This is a genomic window from Acinetobacter sp. CY73, from assembly GCF_059515865.1.
Genome location: NZ_JCAKMZ010000005.1, coordinates 72733 through 91882 on the forward strand (window position 1 = coordinate 72733; position 19150 = coordinate 91882).

Below are 19150 nucleotides of genomic sequence, written 5' to 3' on the forward strand. Positions count from 1 at the left end.
CTTCATTTCTCATAAATTCAGCATAAATATCACATATAGCCCTTGTAATTTAAAAAATACCCATCACTATAAAAAAGTATGGCAACACCGTTGTCACTCATTAGGAGTGCTCATGACTGATATTATTATGAATGAAGAAAACTTAGAACTTCAGACCCCAAGCGTATTACCTCTATTAGCATTGCGTGATGTTGTTGTTTATCCACACATGCAAATTGCGCTATTTGTCGGCCGTGAAAAATCGATTAAAGCAGTTGATGTAGCTCGTAACGGTGACAATTTAGTATTTGTGGTGGCACAACAAGATTCTCTATCAGAAGAAATCGATCACGATAACCTGTACCAATACGGAACAGTTGCGAAGATTGTTCAAGTTGTAAATCATGAAAATGATGAAAACTGCATTAAAGTTTTAATCGAAGGTATTTATCGTTCAAAATTGGTCAATATCATCGAAAATGAAGGATATTTATCAGCTGAACATGCGCTTAGCCCAATGACGATCACGATTGATGAATCAACTCAATCTACCCGTCTTGAAGAGTTGCGTGTTCTGTTCTCACAATATGCAGAAGCAAAATTACGTAATGCTCGTGAATTGATTGCGGCAGCTGCGAAAATTGATGACTTATTACAATTGATGTTCTTCGTTGCTACACGTGTTCCATTGAACATTGATATTAAGCAAAAGTTCTTAGAACACGATCAATTCGAAGCACATTTACAAGAGCTCATGACCTACCTACTTCAACAGTCTGAAGAACAACAGATTGAGCAAGGTTTGCATGACAATGTAAAACGCCAAATGGAAAAGAATCAACGCGAATACTTCCTAAATGAAAAAATGAAGGTGATTCAGCGCGAACTTTCTGACATGAATGGCGGTGCTGAAGATGATGTTGCAGAGATTGAGCGTCGTTTAGCTGAAGCTGATTTACCTGAACATGTGCGTAAAAAAGCTGAAGCTGAATTCCGTAAACTCAAAGCCATGCAACCTGCTTCTAGTGAAGCGGCTGTGGTGCGTAACTACATCGAAGCGATTTTAGACACACCGTGGAATAAAGCGAGCAAAGTAAGTATTAACCTCAACAAAGCTCAAGATATTCTCGATACTGACCACTACGGTTTAGATGATGTCAAAGACCGCATCATTGAATATCTAGCAGTTCAATCACGTGTGAAGAAATTACGCGGTCCAATCTTGTGTTTAGTGGGTCCTCCTGGTGTAGGTAAAACCTCTCTGGGTGAATCTGTAGCGAAAGCAACAGGTCGTGAATTTGTTCGTATGGCACTGGGTGGTGTACGTGATGAAGCTGAGATTCGTGGTCACCGTCGTACTTATATTGGTGCGATGCCAGGTAAAATCGTGCAATCTTTAACAAAAGTTGGCGTAAAGAACCCGTTGTTCTTACTCGACGAAATTGACAAGATGGCACAGGACTACCGTGGCGACCCAGCTTCTGCACTCTTGGAAGTTTTAGATCCATCGCAAAATAGTAAGTTTAACGACCACTATTTAGACCTTGATCTTGACCTTTCGGAAGTCATGTTCATCTGTACTGCAAACAGCATGAATATTCCAGAAGCACTGCTCGATCGTATGGAAGTGATTCGTCTGCCGGGTTATACCGAAGATGAAAAAGTGAATATTGCTGATCGTTACCTTGTGCCTAAAGCCATTAAGAATAATGGTCTACGTGCCAATGAATTGACTGTTCATGAAGAAGCGATTCGTGACATTGTACAGCGTTATACACGTGAAGCAGGTGTTCGTAGTCTTGAACGTGAAGTCTCTAAAATTGCACGTAAAGTCGTGAAAGAAGCAGTCAGCAAGAAAGCCAAGAATCTTCAAGTCACAGTTGATTCAAGCAATCTGCCTGATTACTTAGGCCCACACAAGTTTGACTTCGGTATGGCTGAAGAAGAGGCTCAAGTTGGTCGTGTGAATGGTCTGGCTTGGACATCTGTGGGCGGTGAATTACTGACGATTGAAGTTGCTGCAGTGAAAGGTAAAGGTAAATTCATTACGACGGGTTCTCTCGGCGATGTGATGAAAGAATCGATTACCACCGCAATGACTGTTGTACGTACGCGTGCAGATGAACTGGGGATCGAAGCTTCTCGTTTTGAAGAAACGGATGTTCATGTGCATTTACCTGAAGGTGCAACACCAAAAGATGGCCCATCTGCAGGTTTAGCTCTGACATTAGCGCTTGTTTCTGCGTTTACAGGTATTGCAATTCGTCCTGACATCGCGATGACAGGTGAAACCAGTCTAGGTGGCCGTGCAATGCGTATTGGTGGTTTAAAAGAAAAACTGCTTGCTGCACATCGCGGTGGCGTGAAACTTGTGTTCATTCCACAAGACAATGTCCGTGATTTGGCTGAAATTCCAGAAAACGTTAAGGAAGGTTTAGAAATCAAAGCCGTAAAATCAATTGATGAGATTTTACCTTTAAGCTTAGTTTCAATGCCAAAACCATTGGTTAAAACGCCGATTGTTAAAGCGGTAGATGAAGCTAAAGCTGCACGTCATTAAGTCACTCAGCTTGAAAATTCTGATAAAAAAATGAGAGCTACGGCTCTCATTTTTTTGTCTAAAAATTGATAGAGTTACTACATCATAATCAGTATTGAAATTATGCCAAATAACCTCATATATGAAATATGTGAGACATTCGCTTGCTTGAATAGGTTTTCAAACACAAATCTGTGTCTCCAGACGGATTTGTGTTTAGACGCAGTCATACTACCCTTTGTGACTGCGTTTTTTTATCCGAAAGAACTTAAAATATGTCAAAGTTCTAACCATTTGAATGTATTACATGACGTGTCGTTAATGACAATTAGTTTTAGAGTAGGCGACGCTATTGAATGTTCAAAATCGTGAACACAACACCATCAATCACATATTTCATTTTTTGTAAGTTTAAAGTTTCGACTGTGTCATTTTTAGTGTGATAGTTTTTATTTCGAAAAAATGCCGTATCGGTGATCATAATCGCAGGAATTCCCGCATTCCAATAATTCAAATGATCTGAAAAATCAACACCAGTCACGAATGATGGGGCAACCAGTCTTTGACAATCCAAACGTTTCATTTGCTTCATTGCAGCGCAATACGCACTTCCCAAGCGATTCGAATCAAAATTACTCACAGCACCAATAAAATTACCATGTGCAGGATAAAAGAGTTTTAATCCCACAGGATATTCTTGAATATTACGCTGATCAAAGTATCCAATCATTTCCAATATAAAAACTCCAGCAATGCGGTCTTTATATTTTTCTATCGCCTTCGCATGAACTGCGCTGCCCATCTGTTCAGTTCTAAAGTATGGCGGCTCTTCTAAGGTATAAAATACAAATTCAACATTATGTTTTAAATGTTTTTTCTCTTTTGCCAAAATTCGAGCTGTTTCCAACACACCTGCCACACCTGAGGCATTGTCATCCGCACCATCAGTTTCACCATGAACATCATAATGTGCACCGACGATAAGATTCTTGGCAGCACCAACATTAAGTTCACATACCACATTTCGGTATCGATTGGATTCCACCTTATAATTTTGGAAATCGCATGGAATACCAAATTTCTGCATTTGACCCTGAATCCATGCCGATACACGGTTCAGTTCTTCAATTTCAGTATGATTTCTATATTTTGTTGGGCTAATGATTTGATTGAGATAAACCGATAAATTTTCAGTTTCAGCTTGCTGTCTAATTGAAGATAAATTTGCTAAAGAAAAACTACTCACGCAACATATTGCGCTGAAAAGTATTGTTTGGAAAATCGTTTTAAACATGTTGAACTAAACCATATTATTTTATTGTGACGTAGGGAATAATGAAGTTGATTTTTTTGATTATATTTTGAATATATTTAAAATAATCTGAGTACAATTTAGCACTTAATTTCACCAAATAGTGTAATTTTAATTCACTTTTATCTTCTTAAAAGCATCTTCAAAAGAATCCATCTGCCCTGACCTTAAATCAACGCTATAATAGTCTGAAGTCACCAGATTCTACGCTTATGAAAATTCGAATTTTGACCATTGGACAAAAAATGCCTGCTTGGGTACTCACAGGTTTTGAAGATTATTTCAAACGTATTCAGCCTTTTGTTCAAACTCAAATCATTGAACTGCCTATGGCAAAGCGTGGTAAGAATGATTCTGAGGCTGATATTTTAAAATACCGTCAGATTGAAGGTGACAGTATTTTAGGGGCAATGAAACAAAATGAAGTGCTGATTGCACTTGAAGTCGGCGGTAAAGAATTTAGTACTGAAAAACTTGCTGAAACCATGAAATCATGGATGCTTGAAGGCAACGATGTTGTCTTGGCGATTGGTGGGCCAGATGGTCATTCTGAAGCAGTACGTAAAGCAGCAGCATGGCATTGGTCTTTATCGAAACTGACACTACCTCACCCAATGGTGCGTGTGATGCTCATTGAACAACTGTATCGTGCAATGACGATCAATCATAATCACCCCTATCATCGTGCGGGTTAATATTCTAACTGTTTAATGAATACTTGAGTGAACTAGATATTTGAAACAAGCTGAGCATTAGAATCAGCTTAGGCTATTTAATCATTCTATTATTGCAACGCCACGTTGACCATAACTGTCTTTATCTCATCTCTAATTTTAGCGATGATCAAAATCTCCCAATGATTAGGCAAATCATCATGAATTTACAAACGCTTCCTGGATTATTTATTTCGCATGGCTCACCGATGTTAGCGATTAATCCTGAACAGGTTGGCCCAGCTTTAAATCGCTTAGGTTTAAACTTACCCAAGCCTGAAGCGATTATGGTGATGTCAGCACATTGGGAAAGCAACGCACTAGAAGTAAGTACAGCATCACGCCCAATGACTTGGCATGACTTTCGTGGCTTTCCTGAAGAGCTTTATGACATTCGTTATCCGGCACCTGGTCAACCAGAATTAGCAGAAGAGATCCTCAAGTTATTGGCAGATGCCCAGATTGCTGCACATGCAAATAATACGCGTCCACGCGATCATGGCGTATGGATGCCATTGTTACACATGTACCCTGAAGCTGATATTCCAGTGATTGAAATATCCCTTCCGATGAATATGAGTTCTGATGATATTTACAAGATTGGTAAAATATTAGCACTCCTGCGTGAACGTCAAATTTTACTTATTGGCTCAGGAAGTATTACGCATAATTTACGTGAACTATCATGGCACGGCGAAGATTCAAATGTTCCTGAATGGGCATTCACTTTTCGTAATTATGTCGTCAATAAACTGAGCCATAATGATTTTGATGCAGTGCTTGACTGGGAAAATATTCCATATATGGAACGCAACCATCCAACCATTGAGCACTTTGCCCCCTTATTTTTTGCAATGGGCACAGGTCATCGATTTAGCATTGTACATAGTAGCTTTACCATGGGCGCGTTAGGTATGGATGTTTATCGCTTTGATTAAATAACTTCCGAAAATTAAAGCTAAATGGTTAACCATTTCCATTTAGCTTTTTTTTCATAACAAAAGAATAAATCGTCTTAAAAAAACAATCAAAATTTATGTATTTACAAATGTTTGTTACTTGATACATATTGATACGGAAACTATTCAGTCTTTTCATTTTATTTTCAATAGTATCCGTTATGATGCACTCATTTATATTTATTGATACTTATCATAATGAAATTCAAATACTTAGCTATCGTACTGATTCCTTTAATGTTCGCAGCTTGCGAGTCTGCTGATATTAAGAAAGCTGGAGATGTAACAGTGTCTGTTTTACAACAACAAAATGCAGATAAAACATTGGCATCCTATGTATGGAGCACCACAACAGCTGATACACCAAAACCGATTGTATTGAATTTTTCAAATGAAGGTCGTTTAAGTATTTCGACCAGCTGTAATACGATGGGGTCTTCATGGACAGTTGAAAATAACCAGATTGTCACAGGCAATTTTATGTCAACGATGATGGCATGTCCTGATCATTACATGAAACAAGAAGAGATTGCATCGAGTTGGTTTGAAGATCGAAAAGTACCATTTGTATTAAACATGAACGATCCAAACAAACCGACTTTAACTCTGACAGATAAAAATGGTCAAACAGTTGTCCTTACGGGTCAAATGACACCTGAAGTCAAATATAGCTCTGCTGCTGAAACGATTTTCCTTGAAGTTTCTCCTGAAACTAAACAGTGCACTGGCGTTGCTCCACAAACTTGCTTACAAGTACGTGAGATCAAATATAGCGAACAAGGTGTAAAAACTCAGGTGGACAAAGACTGGAATCTTTTCTATGACAAAATCGAAGGATTTACACATACACCAAATGAGCGTCAAGTCATTCGTGTAAAACGTTTTGAGATTAAACATCCAGCTGCAGATCAATCTAAGTATGCTTATATTTATGACATGTCCGTTGAGCGTGAAGCAGTGAAAGGTTCACTTTAAGTTAAAATTTCTCATTAAAAAACCGAGACAATGTCTCGGTTTTTTATTTCAAGTCGATTTACAAATTAGTAAACGCCTTGAGCAAGCATGGCTTCAGCCACTTTTACGAAGCCTGCAATATTCGCACCATCAACGTAGTTCACAGTACCATCTTCTTGAGTACCGTATTTAACACAGTTACGGTGAATTTCTTTCATGATTGCATGTAAACGCTCATCTACTTCTTCGAACGTCCAACCCAAACGGATTGCATTTTGAGACATTTCAAGACCCGAAGTTGCAACACCACCTGCGTTTGAAGCTTTACCTGGTGCATAAAGAATTTTCGCTTCTACGAATTTCTCAACAGCAGCCAAAGTCGAAGGCATGTTTGCACCTTCAGCAACACAGATTGCACCATTTGCAAGAAGCTTGTCAGCGTCATCTGCATCTAACTCGTTTTGAGTTGCGCATGGTAATGCGATATCGCATTTGATACCCCAAGGACGTTGTCCTTCCAAGTATTCAAAACCGTGCTTAGACGCAAACTCTGAGATACGACCACGTTTAACGTTTTTAAGTTCCATCACTTCACGTAGAAGCTCTTCAGTTAAACCGTCTTTGATGTAAACAGTACCTGCAGAGTCAGAAAGTGAAACCACTTTTGCACCTAAATATATCGCTTTTTCAGCAGCATACTGTGCTACGTTACCAGAACCTGAAATCGTTACGACTTTATCTTTGAAGCTATCGCCACGAGTCTTGAGCATTTCCTCAGCGAAATACACCGTACCGAAACCCGTTGCTTCAGGACGAGCCAATGAGCCACCAAAAGTTAAGCCTTTACCCGTGAATACACACGATGTGTCATTGCTTAACTTCTTCATCATACCCGCCATGTAGCCTACTTCACGACCACCCACACCAATATCACCCGCAGGAATATCTGTGTTTGAACCTAAATGACGATATAACTCGATCATTAACGCTTGGCAGAAACGCATAATTTCGCCTTCAGATTTACCCTTAGGGTCAAAATCTGAACCGCCTTTACCACCACCCATAGGCAATGTCGTTAATGCATTCTTAAAGGTTTGTTCAAAACCTAAGAATTTTAAAATTGAAAGGTTCACTGATGGGTGGAAACGCATACCACCTTTGAATGGACCGATTGCAGAGTTATATTGAACTCGGAATGCGCGGTTTACGTGTGTTTGTCCTTGGTCATCAACCCAAGAAACACGAAATTGGATCGCTCGTTCTGGCTCCACTAAACGTTCAAGTAATCCGTGCTCAGCATATCTTGGATTCTTTTCGATAAAAGGCCATAAGCTCATCATCACTTCTTCTACAGCTTGTAGAAATTCAGGTTGATTCGCATCACGTGTTTTAACGTAGTTTAGGAAGTCGTTAAGGCTGTTATATTTCAACGCTTAATCCTCAGCAGAAAGGTGGATCAAAATTGGTCAAAATTTCAAAATATTGATAAGTTTTGGCGCAAAGTATTAAATATCTTTTGAAGTCAATCTACAACACTTTTTCATTAATATTTTAAATTAATTATTTAATCAATGATTTAAATATAGTAAAGATAATTTTTTATTATGAATCACCCAATATTTTCTTATAAGAAAAATGTATTTATTGTGCTAAAAGTGCGCTTTTTGAGCCCTATATCAGCGCATCCTTTTCCACCTCTTTTCATGGTAAAATTTTAACTTGCTCAGCTATATATCGGCATCGCTCTTTAATCTTCCAAATTAAGCCTTACATGAACGTAAAAATCTCTCTGATACAACAAATTGATGCTTTTCTTCCGCAAACTCAATGTGGATTGTGCGGGCATCGTGATGGTTGCCTTCCTTATGCCAAAGCAATTGCTGAGGGTGAGGAAGCCAACAAATGTGTCCCTGGTGGTCAACCTGTCGCTGATCAAATCGCAGCTTTGCTCGATCGTCCGACACTTAAAGCAGAAGAAAGTGTTTGGCCGATTCAAGCGGATTTACGTCCTCAGCGTATGAAGGCCATCATTAGAGAAGATGAATGTATCGGCTGTACCAAATGTATTAGTGCCTGCCCTGTGGATGCCATTATTGGTTCAGGTAAACTTATGCACACCATTTTGACTGACCTGTGTACGGGCTGTGAGCTGTGTATTCCGCCTTGTCCTGTTGATTGTATTGATCTGGTTGAAGATCAAAGTGAATTACCAAATGACACTAAGCGCATGGAAGAACAAACTGATCTGAGACGACGCTATTACTCACATATTCAACGTGAAGAAAAAAGACGGATCAACCGTAAAGGTCCTGTGGTTCGGGCCGACATTGATACTGAACTTTTTGCTCAATTTTCAGCACAATCTATCCATGTTCCCTCTATAGAAATTGTGGAGAAAGCGTCACAGGTTTCAGCACCACTTGATGTGAAGAATACATTAGCACTTGCAAAATTACGTACACAAATTAAAAAACTAGAAAAACAACTCAGTGTTCGTGATGATTTAAAGAAAAGAGAGCTTTTAGCACAATTAACTCAACAACTTGAAGCTTTGCAGGATGCTTAAGATGACTGTAAAGAATATGACCAAAAAACAAATTCAAACTTTTTTTGAACGATTGCGTGAACAACGTCCAGAACCTAAAACCGAGTTAAACTATTCAAGCCCTTTTGAGTTACTGGTTGCTGTAACGCTTTCAGCTCAAGCGACAGATGTCAGCGTCAATAAAGCCACCGATAAACTTTTTCCAGTCGCCAATACGCCAGAAGCGATATATGCCCTCGGTGTTGATGGCTTAAAGTCATACATCAAGACCATCGGGCTTTATAACTCTAAAGCTGAGAACGTCATTAAAGCTTGCCAGATGCTCATAGAAAAGCACAACAGCGTTGTTCCAAACAATAGAGCTGATCTAGAGGCTTTGCCTGGTGTCGGTCGTAAAACGGCAAATGTGGTACTCAATACAGCATTTGGACAACCGACTATGGCGGTTGATACCCATATCTTCCGTTTGGGTAATCGTACAGGTCTTGCCGTGGGTAAAAATGTACTCGAAGTTGAACAACGTTTGGTTAAAGTGATCCCCAAAGAATTTATCGTTGATTCTCATCATTGGCTTATTCTGCATGGTCGATATTGTTGTATTGCTCGTAAACCTAAATGCGATGAGTGTATTGTGTCAGATGTCTGCAACTGGCCAGACCGTTTCGATTTCGGTGCGGCTAGACCCATTAAAATCAAAACTATTCAAAGCTAAAATGAAAGATGAAGAAAGATACCTATATAGGTATCTTTCTTCATGCCGATATATAAAAAAGCCTATACATAAACAAAAGCGATCTTTTTGAAAATGCTACCTGTGTTGATGTAAAGCTAAACGACCTACGGCTTGTTTTTATCTTTCAGTTTTGGATGTAGTTGGACTTCGGGTTTATTATGTTTCATCTCTGCTTTTCGTTCTGCTTCTGCTTTACGCAAGAGTCTAAGGCTAATGAAAACCAAATAACACATCACCGCAAGAGTACAAATAAGAAGTAGTACCACACCAACTTTGAGCAAAGCCCTTACTCCAAACCATAAAAAAGAGCCCTAATATGACTTAGGACTCTTTTAATGTCAAAATTCTAATTTTGAATTATTTTGACTGATCTAGAATCGCAAACAAATCTGTTTGAACTTCATCAATTGGACGTAGACCATTCAATTTGTCATACGTCGGTGCATTTTCACCAGAGGCTGCACGACCTTGGTAGAAACCAACCAGTTGCTCAGTTTCTGTGTGATATGAACCTAAACGTTTACGAATCGTTGCTTCTAAGTCATCTGGACGTTGAACTAGGTCTTCACCCGTTTCATCATCTTTACCTTCCACTTTGGGTGGATTGTAAACGATATGATAGACACGACCAGACGCTGGATGTTGACGACGACCAGATAAACGTTGAACGATTTCTTCATCAGGCACATCAATTTCGATCACATGATCAATCGTAATACCTTCGTTTTCCAAAGCTTCAGCTTGAGGAATCGTACGCGGGAAACCATCAAAAATACAACCATTCACACAATCAGGCTGTGCAATGCGTTCTTTTACAAGACCAATGATCAGTTCATCTGATACTAGACCACCATTGTCCATCACGCTTTTAGCTTGAAGACCGAGTTCAGTTCCTTCACGAATCGCAGCACGGAGCATATCACCGGTTGAAATTTGTGGGACATTGTAGCGCTTACAGATCAACTGAGCTTGCGTGCCTTTACCTGCTCCAGGAGGTCCGAGTAATATAATGCGCATAAATAAACATCCTCATTTTAACAATATGTATGACACTTGCTTTTACAGAACCCAAAATCTGTAAAAATCTAGCATCTAATTATAAGAAAGCCACAAACAAATGTATTAAGCCAGCGAAAAATCCGGTTACCCCACCAAGTACAATCAATATCCATTCGTCTTCCTGAAATGCAGGACGTAATAGATTTTGAAACTCTTTCGGTGTTAACTCGCGAATACGATCTCTAAACATTTGATAGATTTTCTGTGCACGGCTCGCATTGAACGCAGGGTCGCATACAGGCACCATCGTAATTTCAATTGAACGATCGATCAAGTCTGTCTTGAGTTTTGCATACTCTTTTGGACCTAAAGATAGCTGTAATGAAGTCCGAACCAATGGTGTTTCCATAATTTCATTAATATGACGTTTTACAATACGACGAGTTTTTTCCTTTTTACTGCCATACATCATTTCGGTCATAATCGATTTTAAAGTGATTAAATCTTCAGTCACTACTTTTGCAAATACATCTGAAACTTCTTCTTGACGTTTCATAAATGCACCTTGAATATTATAAGTCCCAATTCGCGGAATGACAGGCTTAATCCAAGGAAATTTTCGATCTTTCGTCAACTCAAAAAATTGAGGATAACGAATAAAATGCGGCTCAACCGGATTGAATACCATCCAAATGGCGATCCAGTTGGTTAAGAAACCCCAAATTGCAGCCCAAATCGGAACAGTCCAGTGCCAAGGCACCACAAACCATACGATCATTTGGAAAACACCGAAGAACATACCAATTAACGCACTGATATGCCAAATAAAATTAATTTCTTTTTGACCGACTTTCAGGAACATGTTCACCATCAGTTGGCGATCACCTTCCATTTGGCTCACCACCATCTCACGCATATTGACTAATGATTCAACATTCATGGTCAATTCAGTCACTAACTGTCTTAAGACTGCGGGTAGCTGTTTGTGTGCTTGTGCATAAATACGGCGCTTAATCGAATAAGGTAAGTTTTCCCAGAGCACAGCATTGCGATCCATCATCACTTCATCGATCAGATGTTCAAGTTCAAAGCCGACTTGCTCTCCGATAATGCGTGCCATATCTTCTGGATCCATGGCTTGTAAAAATTCTTGCAATGAACCCAGTTTAGATAAAGTATTATCGGTAATAATGCCTGAAATACGTCCAGCTTTACGCGGTACAATCCCTTGCCAACCCACTGGAAGTGGACCAATGTGGAAGCCCCAAAATTTGATTGGATAGAACACCATTTTGAGTGCCATCCACACGTGTGCCCAAGTAACAAGTGCTGTTACTGGAATAATACTGAGCACAGCATAAAAATCTGGTCGATTTAAGAAGGCTTGCCACAAATCACTTACATATTCAAACATTCATGACTCTCATATTGAATTCTATGTGCGGTCAAATAAACTGTATAGAAGCATAATATCTTCTAAAATCCCATACTTAAGGTGTAGGCAAATTGTATTTCAGGCTTGGTTTCACGTACAACACGATTACCATCCTTTAACTCTTCTCCAGCTGTAACACCCACACTAATCGTACTAATCCGCTCTTTATTTAAGAGTACATAGGATAAATCTACGCCACCGCCTAACTGCAACTCATCAGATCCATTGATTGGTACACTTCTTAAATGACCTGCAAATGCACCCAAGTAAAAACCATTTGCATCTTTACCATTTAAAACAACCGGATATCTAAATCCAATCTGTCCACCAATTTCATGATCATCATTGGTAAATGCGCCTACTTTTGCATAAGCGATACCATAAGGATTCGCCCATTCACCATTTACATGTGCGAGTTTTTGAGTGATTCCAGCGCCCACATTGAGTGTAGAGATTTGTTCCGACTTTATCTTTGCTGGAGGTAAATATTCAGAAATATCTGCATGAGCAACATTCCAAATTGTACCGAGAAAAACTAAAGGAAAGATATTTCTCATTATTTTCTCCATTGTCTCATCTAGAGATCAATTTTTTTATTTATCCTTAATTTTTTGACTTTAACAGATTAATTTTCGATCTTATATACAAATCAAATGAAATTTAATGTCGCTATGGTCAAGATTTCGCATAATTCATCCCTCTCAGAATGCATTATTTTTTTTAAAATCGATCGTATTCTAAGGTAACATACGTGCACCAACAAAACCCTAAACCGTGATTAAGTCGACGTCATATGAAACATCAGTTTCCTTTAAAAAATGTTCAACAAGAAAAACGTATATTTCGTAGTCGAATATTTTTCGCGATGGGTGTTGTCATCTTTTTTTTAATGCTTCTATTAGTTCGTTATGCCTATTTGCAAATTATACATCATGAAGAATTCAAACTGGCATCTGATAATAACCGCATTCGTTTACAACCGATTAGTCCTGCCCGTGGTTATATTTATGATCGTAATGGCGTTTTACTCGCAGATAACTATCCTGTTTTTACAGCGACCTTAAGTAAAGCCGATGTTCAAGATATTGATGCTACCATTGCACGCTTGAAGCCTATTATTAGTCTGACCGATGAAGATATTGAGCGTTTTAACAACCGTGTAAAAACGGCTAAAAAGACAGAACGCGTTACCATTAAATTAAATTTGACTGAGACTGATATTGCACGTTTTAGTGAGATTAAATTCCAGTTTCCGGGCGTAGCCATTGAAACGCAAATGACCCGTTATTACCCACATGGTGAATTATTTGCGCATGTGATTGGGTATGTGGGTCGTATTAACGATAAAGAACTCAAGGAAATTGATAAAGATGCTTATGCAGGCACCAATCTGATTGGAAAAATTGGTGTTGAAAAATTTTATGAAGATTTACTGCATGGTGCGCCGGGTTTTGAGTCAATTGAAACAGATGCTTTTGGTAATGTGCTGCGTAAATTAGGTAAAAAAGAATCCATTCGCGGTAACGATCTATATCTGTCGCTTGATTATGGTCTACAACAAGTTGCATCAGAACAACTCATCGGTAAGCGTGGCGCCATTGTAGCGATGGACCCGAATACGGGTGAAATCTTAGCTCTTGTGTCGAGTCCAAGTTTTAACCCAAACCTGTTTGTCACAGGCATCAGTACAGCTGATTATAGTGCGTTACGCGATAATATTGATCAGCCATTATATAATCGTGCTGTTCAAGGTTCCTACCCACCAGGTTCAACCATTAAACCGATGTTTGGTTTAGGGGGAATCCATTATGGTGTGGTGGATTGGCATACCACCATTTCTGACCCTGGATACTTCACTTTACCCGGTGATAGTCACCGTTTCCGTGACCATAAAAAATCAGGTCATGGCTCAGTCAATATGCATAAAGCTCAAGTGGTGTCTTGCGATACTTATTTTTACATTCTCTCTTTCCAAATGGGGATTGAGAAGATGAATAGTTGGATGCGTCAGTTTGGCTTTGGTGAGAAAACCGGGGTGGATTTACCCAGTGAAAGTACAGGACTTTACCCTAGTCCTGAATGGAAAATGCGTACACGAAAAACCAAATGGTTACGCGGTGAAACTATTTCGGTGAGTATCGGACAAGGGGCTTTTACCTCCACGCCACTTCAACTTGCTATGGCGACTGCAATTACGTCCAATCAAGGGGCTCATGTTACCCCGCATGTTCTGCGTGAATCTAAAGGCGCTAAAGCACATAAAGTCCATAATGCACCCAACGGCAAAATTCAGTTCAATGGTCAACCTGAAGACTGGATCAAAATGCGTGAAGCGATGGTCGATGTCATCCAATCTGGAACAGGAAAAGCCATTCGTGGAGGCTTGCAGTATCAAATCGCAGGGAAAACAGGAACGGCTCAGGTGAAAAGTATTGCTCAAGGGAAACGCTATAACGAAGCAATTTTAACGGATCGCCAGCTCGATCATGGTTTGTTTGTCGGTTTTGCCCCTGCTGAAAAGCCTGAAATTGCTGTTGCCATCATCGTTGAAAACGGTCGTGGTGGTAGTGCTACGCCAATTGCACGTCCGATTATGGACTACTGGTTACTCACGCGTAAGCGTAATCCGATTCAACCACCACAACATCAAATCAGTGGTGGCTTGATGACCGCTGGAATTAAACCAGGCGATTTACCAAGTGGCGATAACACGATGTCTGCGAACGTTAATCCTTCTTCAACCCCACAATCTACTCAAACTACAACTGCATTGGCAACTGCAACGGCAACATCACAACCAGCTTTAGGTCAAAACACCGCTGCTAGACAGCCTTCTGCTCCAACTCAAATGATCACTCCACCATCAGCTACAGGAAATTAAGATGAAAAATCAATTACGTATTATTGGTGGTGAATTAAAACGTCGCGTCTTACCTTTTGCAGATATTGAAAATTTAAGACCAACGCCTGATCGTGTTCGTGAAACGTTGTTCAATTGGCTGATGTGGGACGTTCAAAATGCTGAAGTTTTAGATTTATGTACGGGTTCAGGTGCGCTTAGTTTCGAAGCATTATCACGTGGTGCTGCAAATGTCACCATGATTGAACCTAACGCTATACAAGCTAAATTTTTAAAAGATAATCTGAAACTTTTGAAAATTGAAAACTGTAAATTGCATGTCACAACAGCACAACAAGCGATCAGAAGTTTGCCAGCTGACCATTTTGAGTTGGTATTTCTAGATCCACCCTATCGCTTAAATCTTTGGCAAGAACTTGCAGCCAATACTGATCCTTTAATTAAAAATAATGGATTTATCTATGTTGAAGCGGATTGCCCACTGAATCAATTGGAATTACCAAATAGTTGGTCTTTGATCAAAGAAACGAAAGCGGGTGTTGTTCGTGCAGGATTATATAAAAAGTCTACTTATTAAACTCAAATTACAGTTAAAAAATGGGATAACGTTATCCCATTTTTGTTTCGGTTAAAATATTAGCGTGGTCGAGGGTGATCTGATCGTGGACGTTCACGATCCCAGTCAGCTCGTTGATCTCGCTGTTTATTCCAATCACCACGTTTTTGATTCTGCCAATCTTGACGTTTATGATCACGATCATAGCGTTTATCTTGATCATATCGTTCGTTATTACGATTTGGATGATCATCAAAAGGGGCTACAACACACCCGGTCAATGAAGTTATCAGTACAGTCAGTGCTATTGTCTTTTTCATGGTTCAGCTCCGCAACTCTTTTCTAAGCTCAATGTAGTGACTAAAAATGGAGTGAAGCTGTAGAAAATGTTGAATCATGTTTATAACTGTTCATGTTCAATTCATATTTGATACTTAGATTCTCAAATGAAGTGCAACAGAGATTAAATTATTGAAAGGAGGCAAGATGAGCTAGTATTTTGCTTCCAGACCGACCAAAGTCAAAGTTGCATCATGAACTATACTCATCTTACCCAAGAAGAAAGATATCCGATTTATACATTGTTAGATGAAAGGTTTTCTAAGCGTTATATTGCTTGGAGACTGAATCGTTCACCTTCCAACAATCCTAAAAGAATTCCTGATGACATATGGATACATGTCATCTCTTATCTTGAACTTCAATGGAATCCTGAAGAGATCGCTTCTCGTGTTTCAGTCAGTCTGCATTCAATTTATCGTTTGATACGGCAGGATAAAAATAAGGGCGGCACACTCTTTCATCACCTACGTTTCAGAAATCAAAGAAAGAGGAAATATGGCTCTTGCGAAACCCGTGGTCAGCTGGCTAATCGTAAAAGCATTCATGATAGACCTGTTGAGATTGAGCAGCGTAATTGTTTTGGTGATCTAGAGATAGATACGATTATTGGTAAGAATCATGAGCAATCATTGGTCTCGATTGTAGATCGAAAGACAACCTATTTGTGTTTGAAGAAGTGTAGCTCACGTAAGGCAGATAAAGTTTGCCAAACAACTATTCGTCTACTTAAGCCGCTTAAAGATCAGCTCAAGACGATTACCGCAGATCATGGTAAGGAGTTCAGCCTGCATGAGTATGCTGCTCAAGAATCAGAAATAGATTGGTACTTGGCTGATCCTTATAGCGCTTGGCAACCGAGGTACCAATCAAAATATAAACGGCTTATTCAGACAATACATTAGAAAAGGAAGTGACTTGGATCAGTATACGGATGAATACATTTCAAAAATCACTGACCGTATAAATCAACGTCCAAGAAAAAGACTCGGCTTTAAAAGTCCAAGTCAGGTATTATCCCAACAACATGGCGTTGCACTTCAAATGCTAATCTAAGACCTATAAAAAAACCTCCCAAAGGAGGTTTTTTTATTTAAATTATTTTAAGCAATGCCTTTGTCTTTTAAAACTTGTAGCATGGTTGAACCTAACTCTGCTGGACTACGTGTATATGCCATTCCTGCACGCTCAAAAGCTGCAAACTTCTCTTCAGCCGTTCCTTGACCACCAGAAATAATCGCACCCGCATGCCCCATACGTTTACCTTTAGGCGCAGTTACACCCGCAATATAACCCACAACAGGCTTCGTTACGTGAGACTTAATGTATTCAGCAGCTTCTTCTTCAGCAGTACCACCAATTTCACCAATCATGATGATTGCTTCAGTTTGTGGATCGTCTTGGAATAATTTTAAGCAATCAATTTGATTCATGCCTGGGATTGGATCACCACCAATACCAATACAAGTCGACTGACCTAAACCAAGTTTGGTTGTCTGCGCTACAGCTTCGTACGTCAAAGTCCCAGAACGAGAAATAATTCCGATTTTACCTGGCTGATGAATATGACCTGGCATGATCCCGATCTTACATTCACCTGGTGTAATAATACCTGGGCAGTTTGGTCCGATTAAGCGCGTACCATTACCATAGGTTTCGAGGTAACGTTTTGCTTTGAGCATGTCTAAGGTTGGCACGCCTTCAGTGATCACAACAATCAACTCAATACCGGAATCAACTGCCTCTACAATTGAATCTAAAACAAATGGAGCAGGTACATAGATCACAGATGCATCAGCACCAGTTTCTTTAACTGCTTCATTCATTGTGTTGAAAACAGGGAGATTAAGATGTTGTTGCCCACCTTTACCAGGGGTCACACCACCAACGACTTTTGTGCCGTAAGCTAAAGCTTGCTCAGAATGGAAAGTACCATTTTTACCTGTAAAGCCTTGTACCAATACTTTGGTGTCTTTATTAATTAATACGCTCATGATTGATACTCCTTACGCTTTCACTGCAGCAACAACTTTTTCTGCAGCATCAGCCAAGCCAGCAGCAGAAATTAATTTAAGACCTGATTCATCGAGTAATTTTGCACCGAGTTCCGCATTGTTCCCTTCTAAGCGAACAACGACAGGTACCGTTACATTGACTTCTTGAACCGCTGCAATGATGGCTTCAGCAATCATGTCACAACGTACAATCCCACCAAAAATATTGATCAGAATTGCTTCTACTGTGGTATCTGACAAAATAATTTTAAATGCTTCAATCACGCGATCCTTCGTTGCACCACCACCAACATCAAGGAAGTTTGCAGGCTGACCACCATACAATTTAATAATATCCATGGTTGCCATAGCAAGACCTGCGCCATTGACCATACAACCAATATTACCTTCTAAGGCAACATAGTTCAGATCAAACTCAGAGGCTTTAAGCTCGCGCTCATTCTCTTGAGACTTATCACGCATCGCGTTAATTTCAGGTAAACGATAGAGGGCATTTGAATCAATCCCTACTTTTGCATCTACACAAAGAATATCGCCATTCTCACGGACTGAAAGTGGGTTAATTTCAAATAATGCGAAATCATTTTCAATAAATGCTTGATAAGCCGCAGTCATTATTTTTACAAATTGGTTAATTTGCCCATCTTTCAAATTTAATTGAAATGCAACTTCACGTGCTTGGAAAGGTAGAAGTCCAACCAACGGATCGACTTCAACTTTGATAATTTTCTCAGGAGTTTCTTCTGCGACTTTTTCAATCTCAACACCACCTTCTGTGGATGCCATAAAAGTCACACGACGACTTGAACGATCAACAACCGCACCTAAGTACAATTCTCTTTCCACAGGATAAACATCTTCACAAATCAAAAGGCTGTTTACTGGCTGACCATTGGCATCGGTTTGATAGGTAACTAAGTTTGTACCAATTATTGAATTTGCATAATCAGCAACTTCTTGTTTAGATTTGGCAACTTTTACACCGCCTGCTTTACCACGGCCACCTGCGTGAACTTGTGCCTTCATGACAGCAAACTTACCGCCGAGCTGCTCAAAAGCTGCAACAGCTTCATCCGCATTGGTTGCAAGAATCCCTTCTTGAACTGGCATTCCATATTTTTTTAACAGCGATTTCGCTTGATATTCATGTAGATTCATTATTTTACCTTTGACTACTTTTCACGTTTTTATGGTTTACTAATACCTAAACAT

The 19150-nt window shown here is 39.5% G+C and carries 18 protein-coding genes; 10 read left to right on the forward strand and 8 right to left on the reverse strand.

The genetic code is table 11. The features are described from left to right. Positions 1 to 112: 112 nt before the first annotated feature. Positions 113 to 2539, forward strand: a complete 2427-nt coding sequence (gene lon / locus AC5YD2_RS04300) for an endopeptidase La (protein ID WP_496125134.1) — start codon at positions 113 to 115, stop codon at positions 2537 to 2539. A 328-nt stretch (positions 2540 to 2867) separates the two neighbouring features. Here the strand turns inward: lon and AC5YD2_RS04305 are convergent, their stop codons facing one another. Continuing rightward, complete coding sequence (locus AC5YD2_RS04305; RefSeq protein ID WP_496125135.1) at positions 2868 to 3812, reverse strand: M20/M25/M40 family metallo-hydrolase; 945 nt, start codon at positions 3810 to 3812, stop codon at positions 2868 to 2870. A 230-nt stretch (positions 3813 to 4042) separates the two neighbouring features. Between AC5YD2_RS04305 and rlmH the strand changes: the two genes are divergently transcribed. The 3 genes from rlmH to AC5YD2_RS04320 all read left to right on the forward strand — a co-directional run bounded on the left by rlmH (position 4043) and on the right by AC5YD2_RS04320 (position 6477). Next, the gene (gene rlmH, locus AC5YD2_RS04310) at positions 4043 to 4525 is read left to right on the forward strand and encodes a 23S rRNA (pseudouridine(1915)-N(3))-methyltransferase RlmH (RefSeq protein WP_496125136.1); all 483 of its coding nucleotides are present in this window, start codon (positions 4043 to 4045) and stop codon (positions 4523 to 4525) included. Positions 4526 to 4704: 179 nt separating this feature from the next. Next, positions 4705 to 5481 (forward strand): dioxygenase family protein, encoded by a 777-nt coding sequence (locus AC5YD2_RS04315; RefSeq protein ID WP_496125137.1) that lies wholly within the window; start codon positions 4705 to 4707, stop codon positions 5479 to 5481. A 219-nt stretch (positions 5482 to 5700) separates the two neighbouring features. Continuing rightward, positions 5701 to 6477, forward strand: coding sequence for a DUF4377 domain-containing protein (locus AC5YD2_RS04320; RefSeq protein ID WP_496125138.1), 777 nt, complete (start codon positions 5701 to 5703; stop codon positions 6475 to 6477). A gap of 65 nt (positions 6478 to 6542) precedes the next feature. On the opposite strand, the gene gdhA is transcribed toward AC5YD2_RS04320, so the two are convergent. Further along, complete coding sequence (gene gdhA, locus AC5YD2_RS04325) at positions 6543 to 7886, reverse strand: NADP-specific glutamate dehydrogenase (protein ID WP_496125139.1); 1344 nt, start codon at positions 7884 to 7886, stop codon at positions 6543 to 6545. A 341-nt stretch (positions 7887 to 8227) separates the two neighbouring features. Here gdhA and AC5YD2_RS04330 point away from each other — a divergent pair, with 341 nt between their 5' ends. Continuing rightward, complete coding sequence (locus tag AC5YD2_RS04330) at positions 8228 to 9022, forward strand: RnfABCDGE type electron transport complex subunit B (RefSeq protein WP_496125140.1); 795 nt, start codon at positions 8228 to 8230, stop codon at positions 9020 to 9022. Between the two features lies 1 nt (position 9023). Beyond that, on the forward strand, positions 9024 to 9713 hold the full coding sequence (nth, locus tag AC5YD2_RS04335; RefSeq protein ID WP_496125141.1) for an endonuclease III: 690 nt from the start codon (positions 9024 to 9026) through the stop codon (positions 9711 to 9713). A gap of 378 nt (positions 9714 to 10091) precedes the next feature. Here nth and adk read toward each other — a convergent pair whose 3' ends face one another. From adk to AC5YD2_RS04350, 3 genes are all read right to left on the reverse strand, one after another. Further along, positions 10092 to 10751: an adenylate kinase gene (gene adk, locus AC5YD2_RS04340; protein ID WP_496125142.1), complete on the reverse strand. Its 660-nt coding sequence runs from the start codon at positions 10749 to 10751 to the stop codon at positions 10092 to 10094. A gap of 79 nt (positions 10752 to 10830) precedes the next feature. Further along, entirely contained in the window at positions 10831 to 12147 is a 1317-nt protein-coding gene (locus AC5YD2_RS04345; RefSeq protein WP_496125143.1) for a hypothetical protein, read from the reverse strand. A 62-nt stretch (positions 12148 to 12209) separates the two neighbouring features. Continuing rightward, positions 12210 to 12725 carry a hypothetical protein gene (locus AC5YD2_RS04350; RefSeq protein ID WP_496125144.1) on the reverse strand — a complete coding sequence of 172 codons (516 nt, stop codon included), beginning with the start codon at positions 12723 to 12725 and terminating at the stop codon, positions 12210 to 12212. 236 nt (positions 12726 to 12961) lie between these two features. Here AC5YD2_RS04350 and mrdA point away from each other — a divergent pair, with 236 nt between their 5' ends. Beyond that, positions 12962 to 15049 carry a penicillin-binding protein 2 gene (gene mrdA, locus AC5YD2_RS04355; protein WP_496125145.1) on the forward strand — a complete coding sequence of 696 codons (2088 nt, stop codon included), beginning with the start codon at positions 12962 to 12964 and terminating at the stop codon, positions 15047 to 15049. 1 nt (position 15050) lies between these two features. Beyond that, complete coding sequence (gene rsmD, locus AC5YD2_RS04360; RefSeq protein ID WP_496125146.1) at positions 15051 to 15605, forward strand: 16S rRNA (guanine(966)-N(2))-methyltransferase RsmD; 555 nt, start codon at positions 15051 to 15053, stop codon at positions 15603 to 15605. A 59-nt stretch (positions 15606 to 15664) separates the two neighbouring features. Here rsmD and AC5YD2_RS04365 read toward each other — a convergent pair whose 3' ends face one another. Further along, entirely contained in the window at positions 15665 to 15904 is a 240-nt protein-coding gene (locus AC5YD2_RS04365) for a hypothetical protein (protein ID WP_496125147.1), read from the reverse strand. Positions 15905 to 16117: 213 nt separating this feature from the next. Here AC5YD2_RS04365 and AC5YD2_RS04370 point away from each other — a divergent pair, with 213 nt between their 5' ends. Together AC5YD2_RS04370 and AC5YD2_RS04375 are read left to right on the forward strand one after the other, a co-directional pair. Next, positions 16118 to 16828, forward strand: coding sequence for an IS30 family transposase (locus tag AC5YD2_RS04370; protein ID WP_496125148.1), 711 nt, complete (start codon positions 16118 to 16120; stop codon positions 16826 to 16828). A 13-nt stretch (positions 16829 to 16841) separates the two neighbouring features. Next, positions 16842 to 16979, forward strand: a complete 138-nt coding sequence (locus AC5YD2_RS04375) for a hypothetical protein (protein ID WP_496125149.1) — start codon at positions 16842 to 16844, stop codon at positions 16977 to 16979. A 47-nt stretch (positions 16980 to 17026) separates the two neighbouring features. Here the strand turns inward: AC5YD2_RS04375 and sucD are convergent, their stop codons facing one another. Then, positions 17027 to 17917: a succinate--CoA ligase subunit alpha gene (gene sucD, locus AC5YD2_RS04380; RefSeq protein WP_496125150.1), complete on the reverse strand. Its 891-nt coding sequence runs from the start codon at positions 17915 to 17917 to the stop codon at positions 17027 to 17029. Between the two features lie 12 nt (positions 17918 to 17929). Further along, positions 17930 to 19096 (reverse strand): ADP-forming succinate--CoA ligase subunit beta, encoded by a 1167-nt coding sequence (gene sucC / locus AC5YD2_RS04385; protein ID WP_496125151.1) that lies wholly within the window; start codon positions 19094 to 19096, stop codon positions 17930 to 17932. Positions 19097 to 19150 lie beyond the last annotated feature (54 nt).

Bases quoted from the DNA above. Each gene is read 5' to 3' on its own strand.
- sucD (WP_496125150.1), bottom strand. From the start codon at position 17,917: ATGAGCGTATTAATTAATAAAGACACCAAAGTATTGGTACAAGGCTTT.
- AC5YD2_RS04305 (WP_496125135.1), bottom strand. From the start codon at position 3,812: ATGTTTAAAACGATTTTCCAAACAATACTTTTCAGCGCAATATGTTGC.
- rsmD (WP_496125146.1), top strand. From the start codon at position 15,051: ATGAAAAATCAATTACGTATTATTGGTGGTGAATTAAAACGTCGCGTC.
- mrdA (WP_496125145.1), top strand. From the start codon at position 12,962: ATGAAACATCAGTTTCCTTTAAAAAATGTTCAACAAGAAAAACGTATA.
- lon (WP_496125134.1), top strand. From the start codon at position 113: ATGACTGATATTATTATGAATGAAGAAAACTTAGAACTTCAGACCCCA.
- AC5YD2_RS04320 (WP_496125138.1), top strand. From the start codon at position 5,701: ATGAAATTCAAATACTTAGCTATCGTACTGATTCCTTTAATGTTCGCA.
- AC5YD2_RS04330 (WP_496125140.1), top strand. From the start codon at position 8,228: ATGAACGTAAAAATCTCTCTGATACAACAAATTGATGCTTTTCTTCCG.
- AC5YD2_RS04345 (WP_496125143.1), bottom strand. From the start codon at position 12,147: ATGTTTGAATATGTAAGTGATTTGTGGCAAGCCTTCTTAAATCGACCA.
- adk (WP_496125142.1), bottom strand. From the start codon at position 10,751: ATGCGCATTATATTACTCGGACCTCCTGGAGCAGGTAAAGGCACGCAA.
- nth (WP_496125141.1), top strand. From the start codon at position 9,024: ATGACTGTAAAGAATATGACCAAAAAACAAATTCAAACTTTTTTTGAA.
- AC5YD2_RS04350 (WP_496125144.1), bottom strand. From the start codon at position 12,725: ATGAGAAATATCTTTCCTTTAGTTTTTCTCGGTACAATTTGGAATGTT.
- sucC (WP_496125151.1), bottom strand. From the start codon at position 19,096: ATGAATCTACATGAATATCAAGCGAAATCGCTGTTAAAAAAATATGGA.
- AC5YD2_RS04315 (WP_496125137.1), top strand. From the start codon at position 4,705: ATGAATTTACAAACGCTTCCTGGATTATTTATTTCGCATGGCTCACCG.
- AC5YD2_RS04365 (WP_496125147.1), bottom strand. From the start codon at position 15,904: ATGAAAAAGACAATAGCACTGACTGTACTGATAACTTCATTGACCGGG.
- rlmH (WP_496125136.1), top strand. From the start codon at position 4,043: ATGAAAATTCGAATTTTGACCATTGGACAAAAAATGCCTGCTTGGGTA.
- AC5YD2_RS04370 (WP_496125148.1), top strand. From the start codon at position 16,118: ATGAACTATACTCATCTTACCCAAGAAGAAAGATATCCGATTTATACA.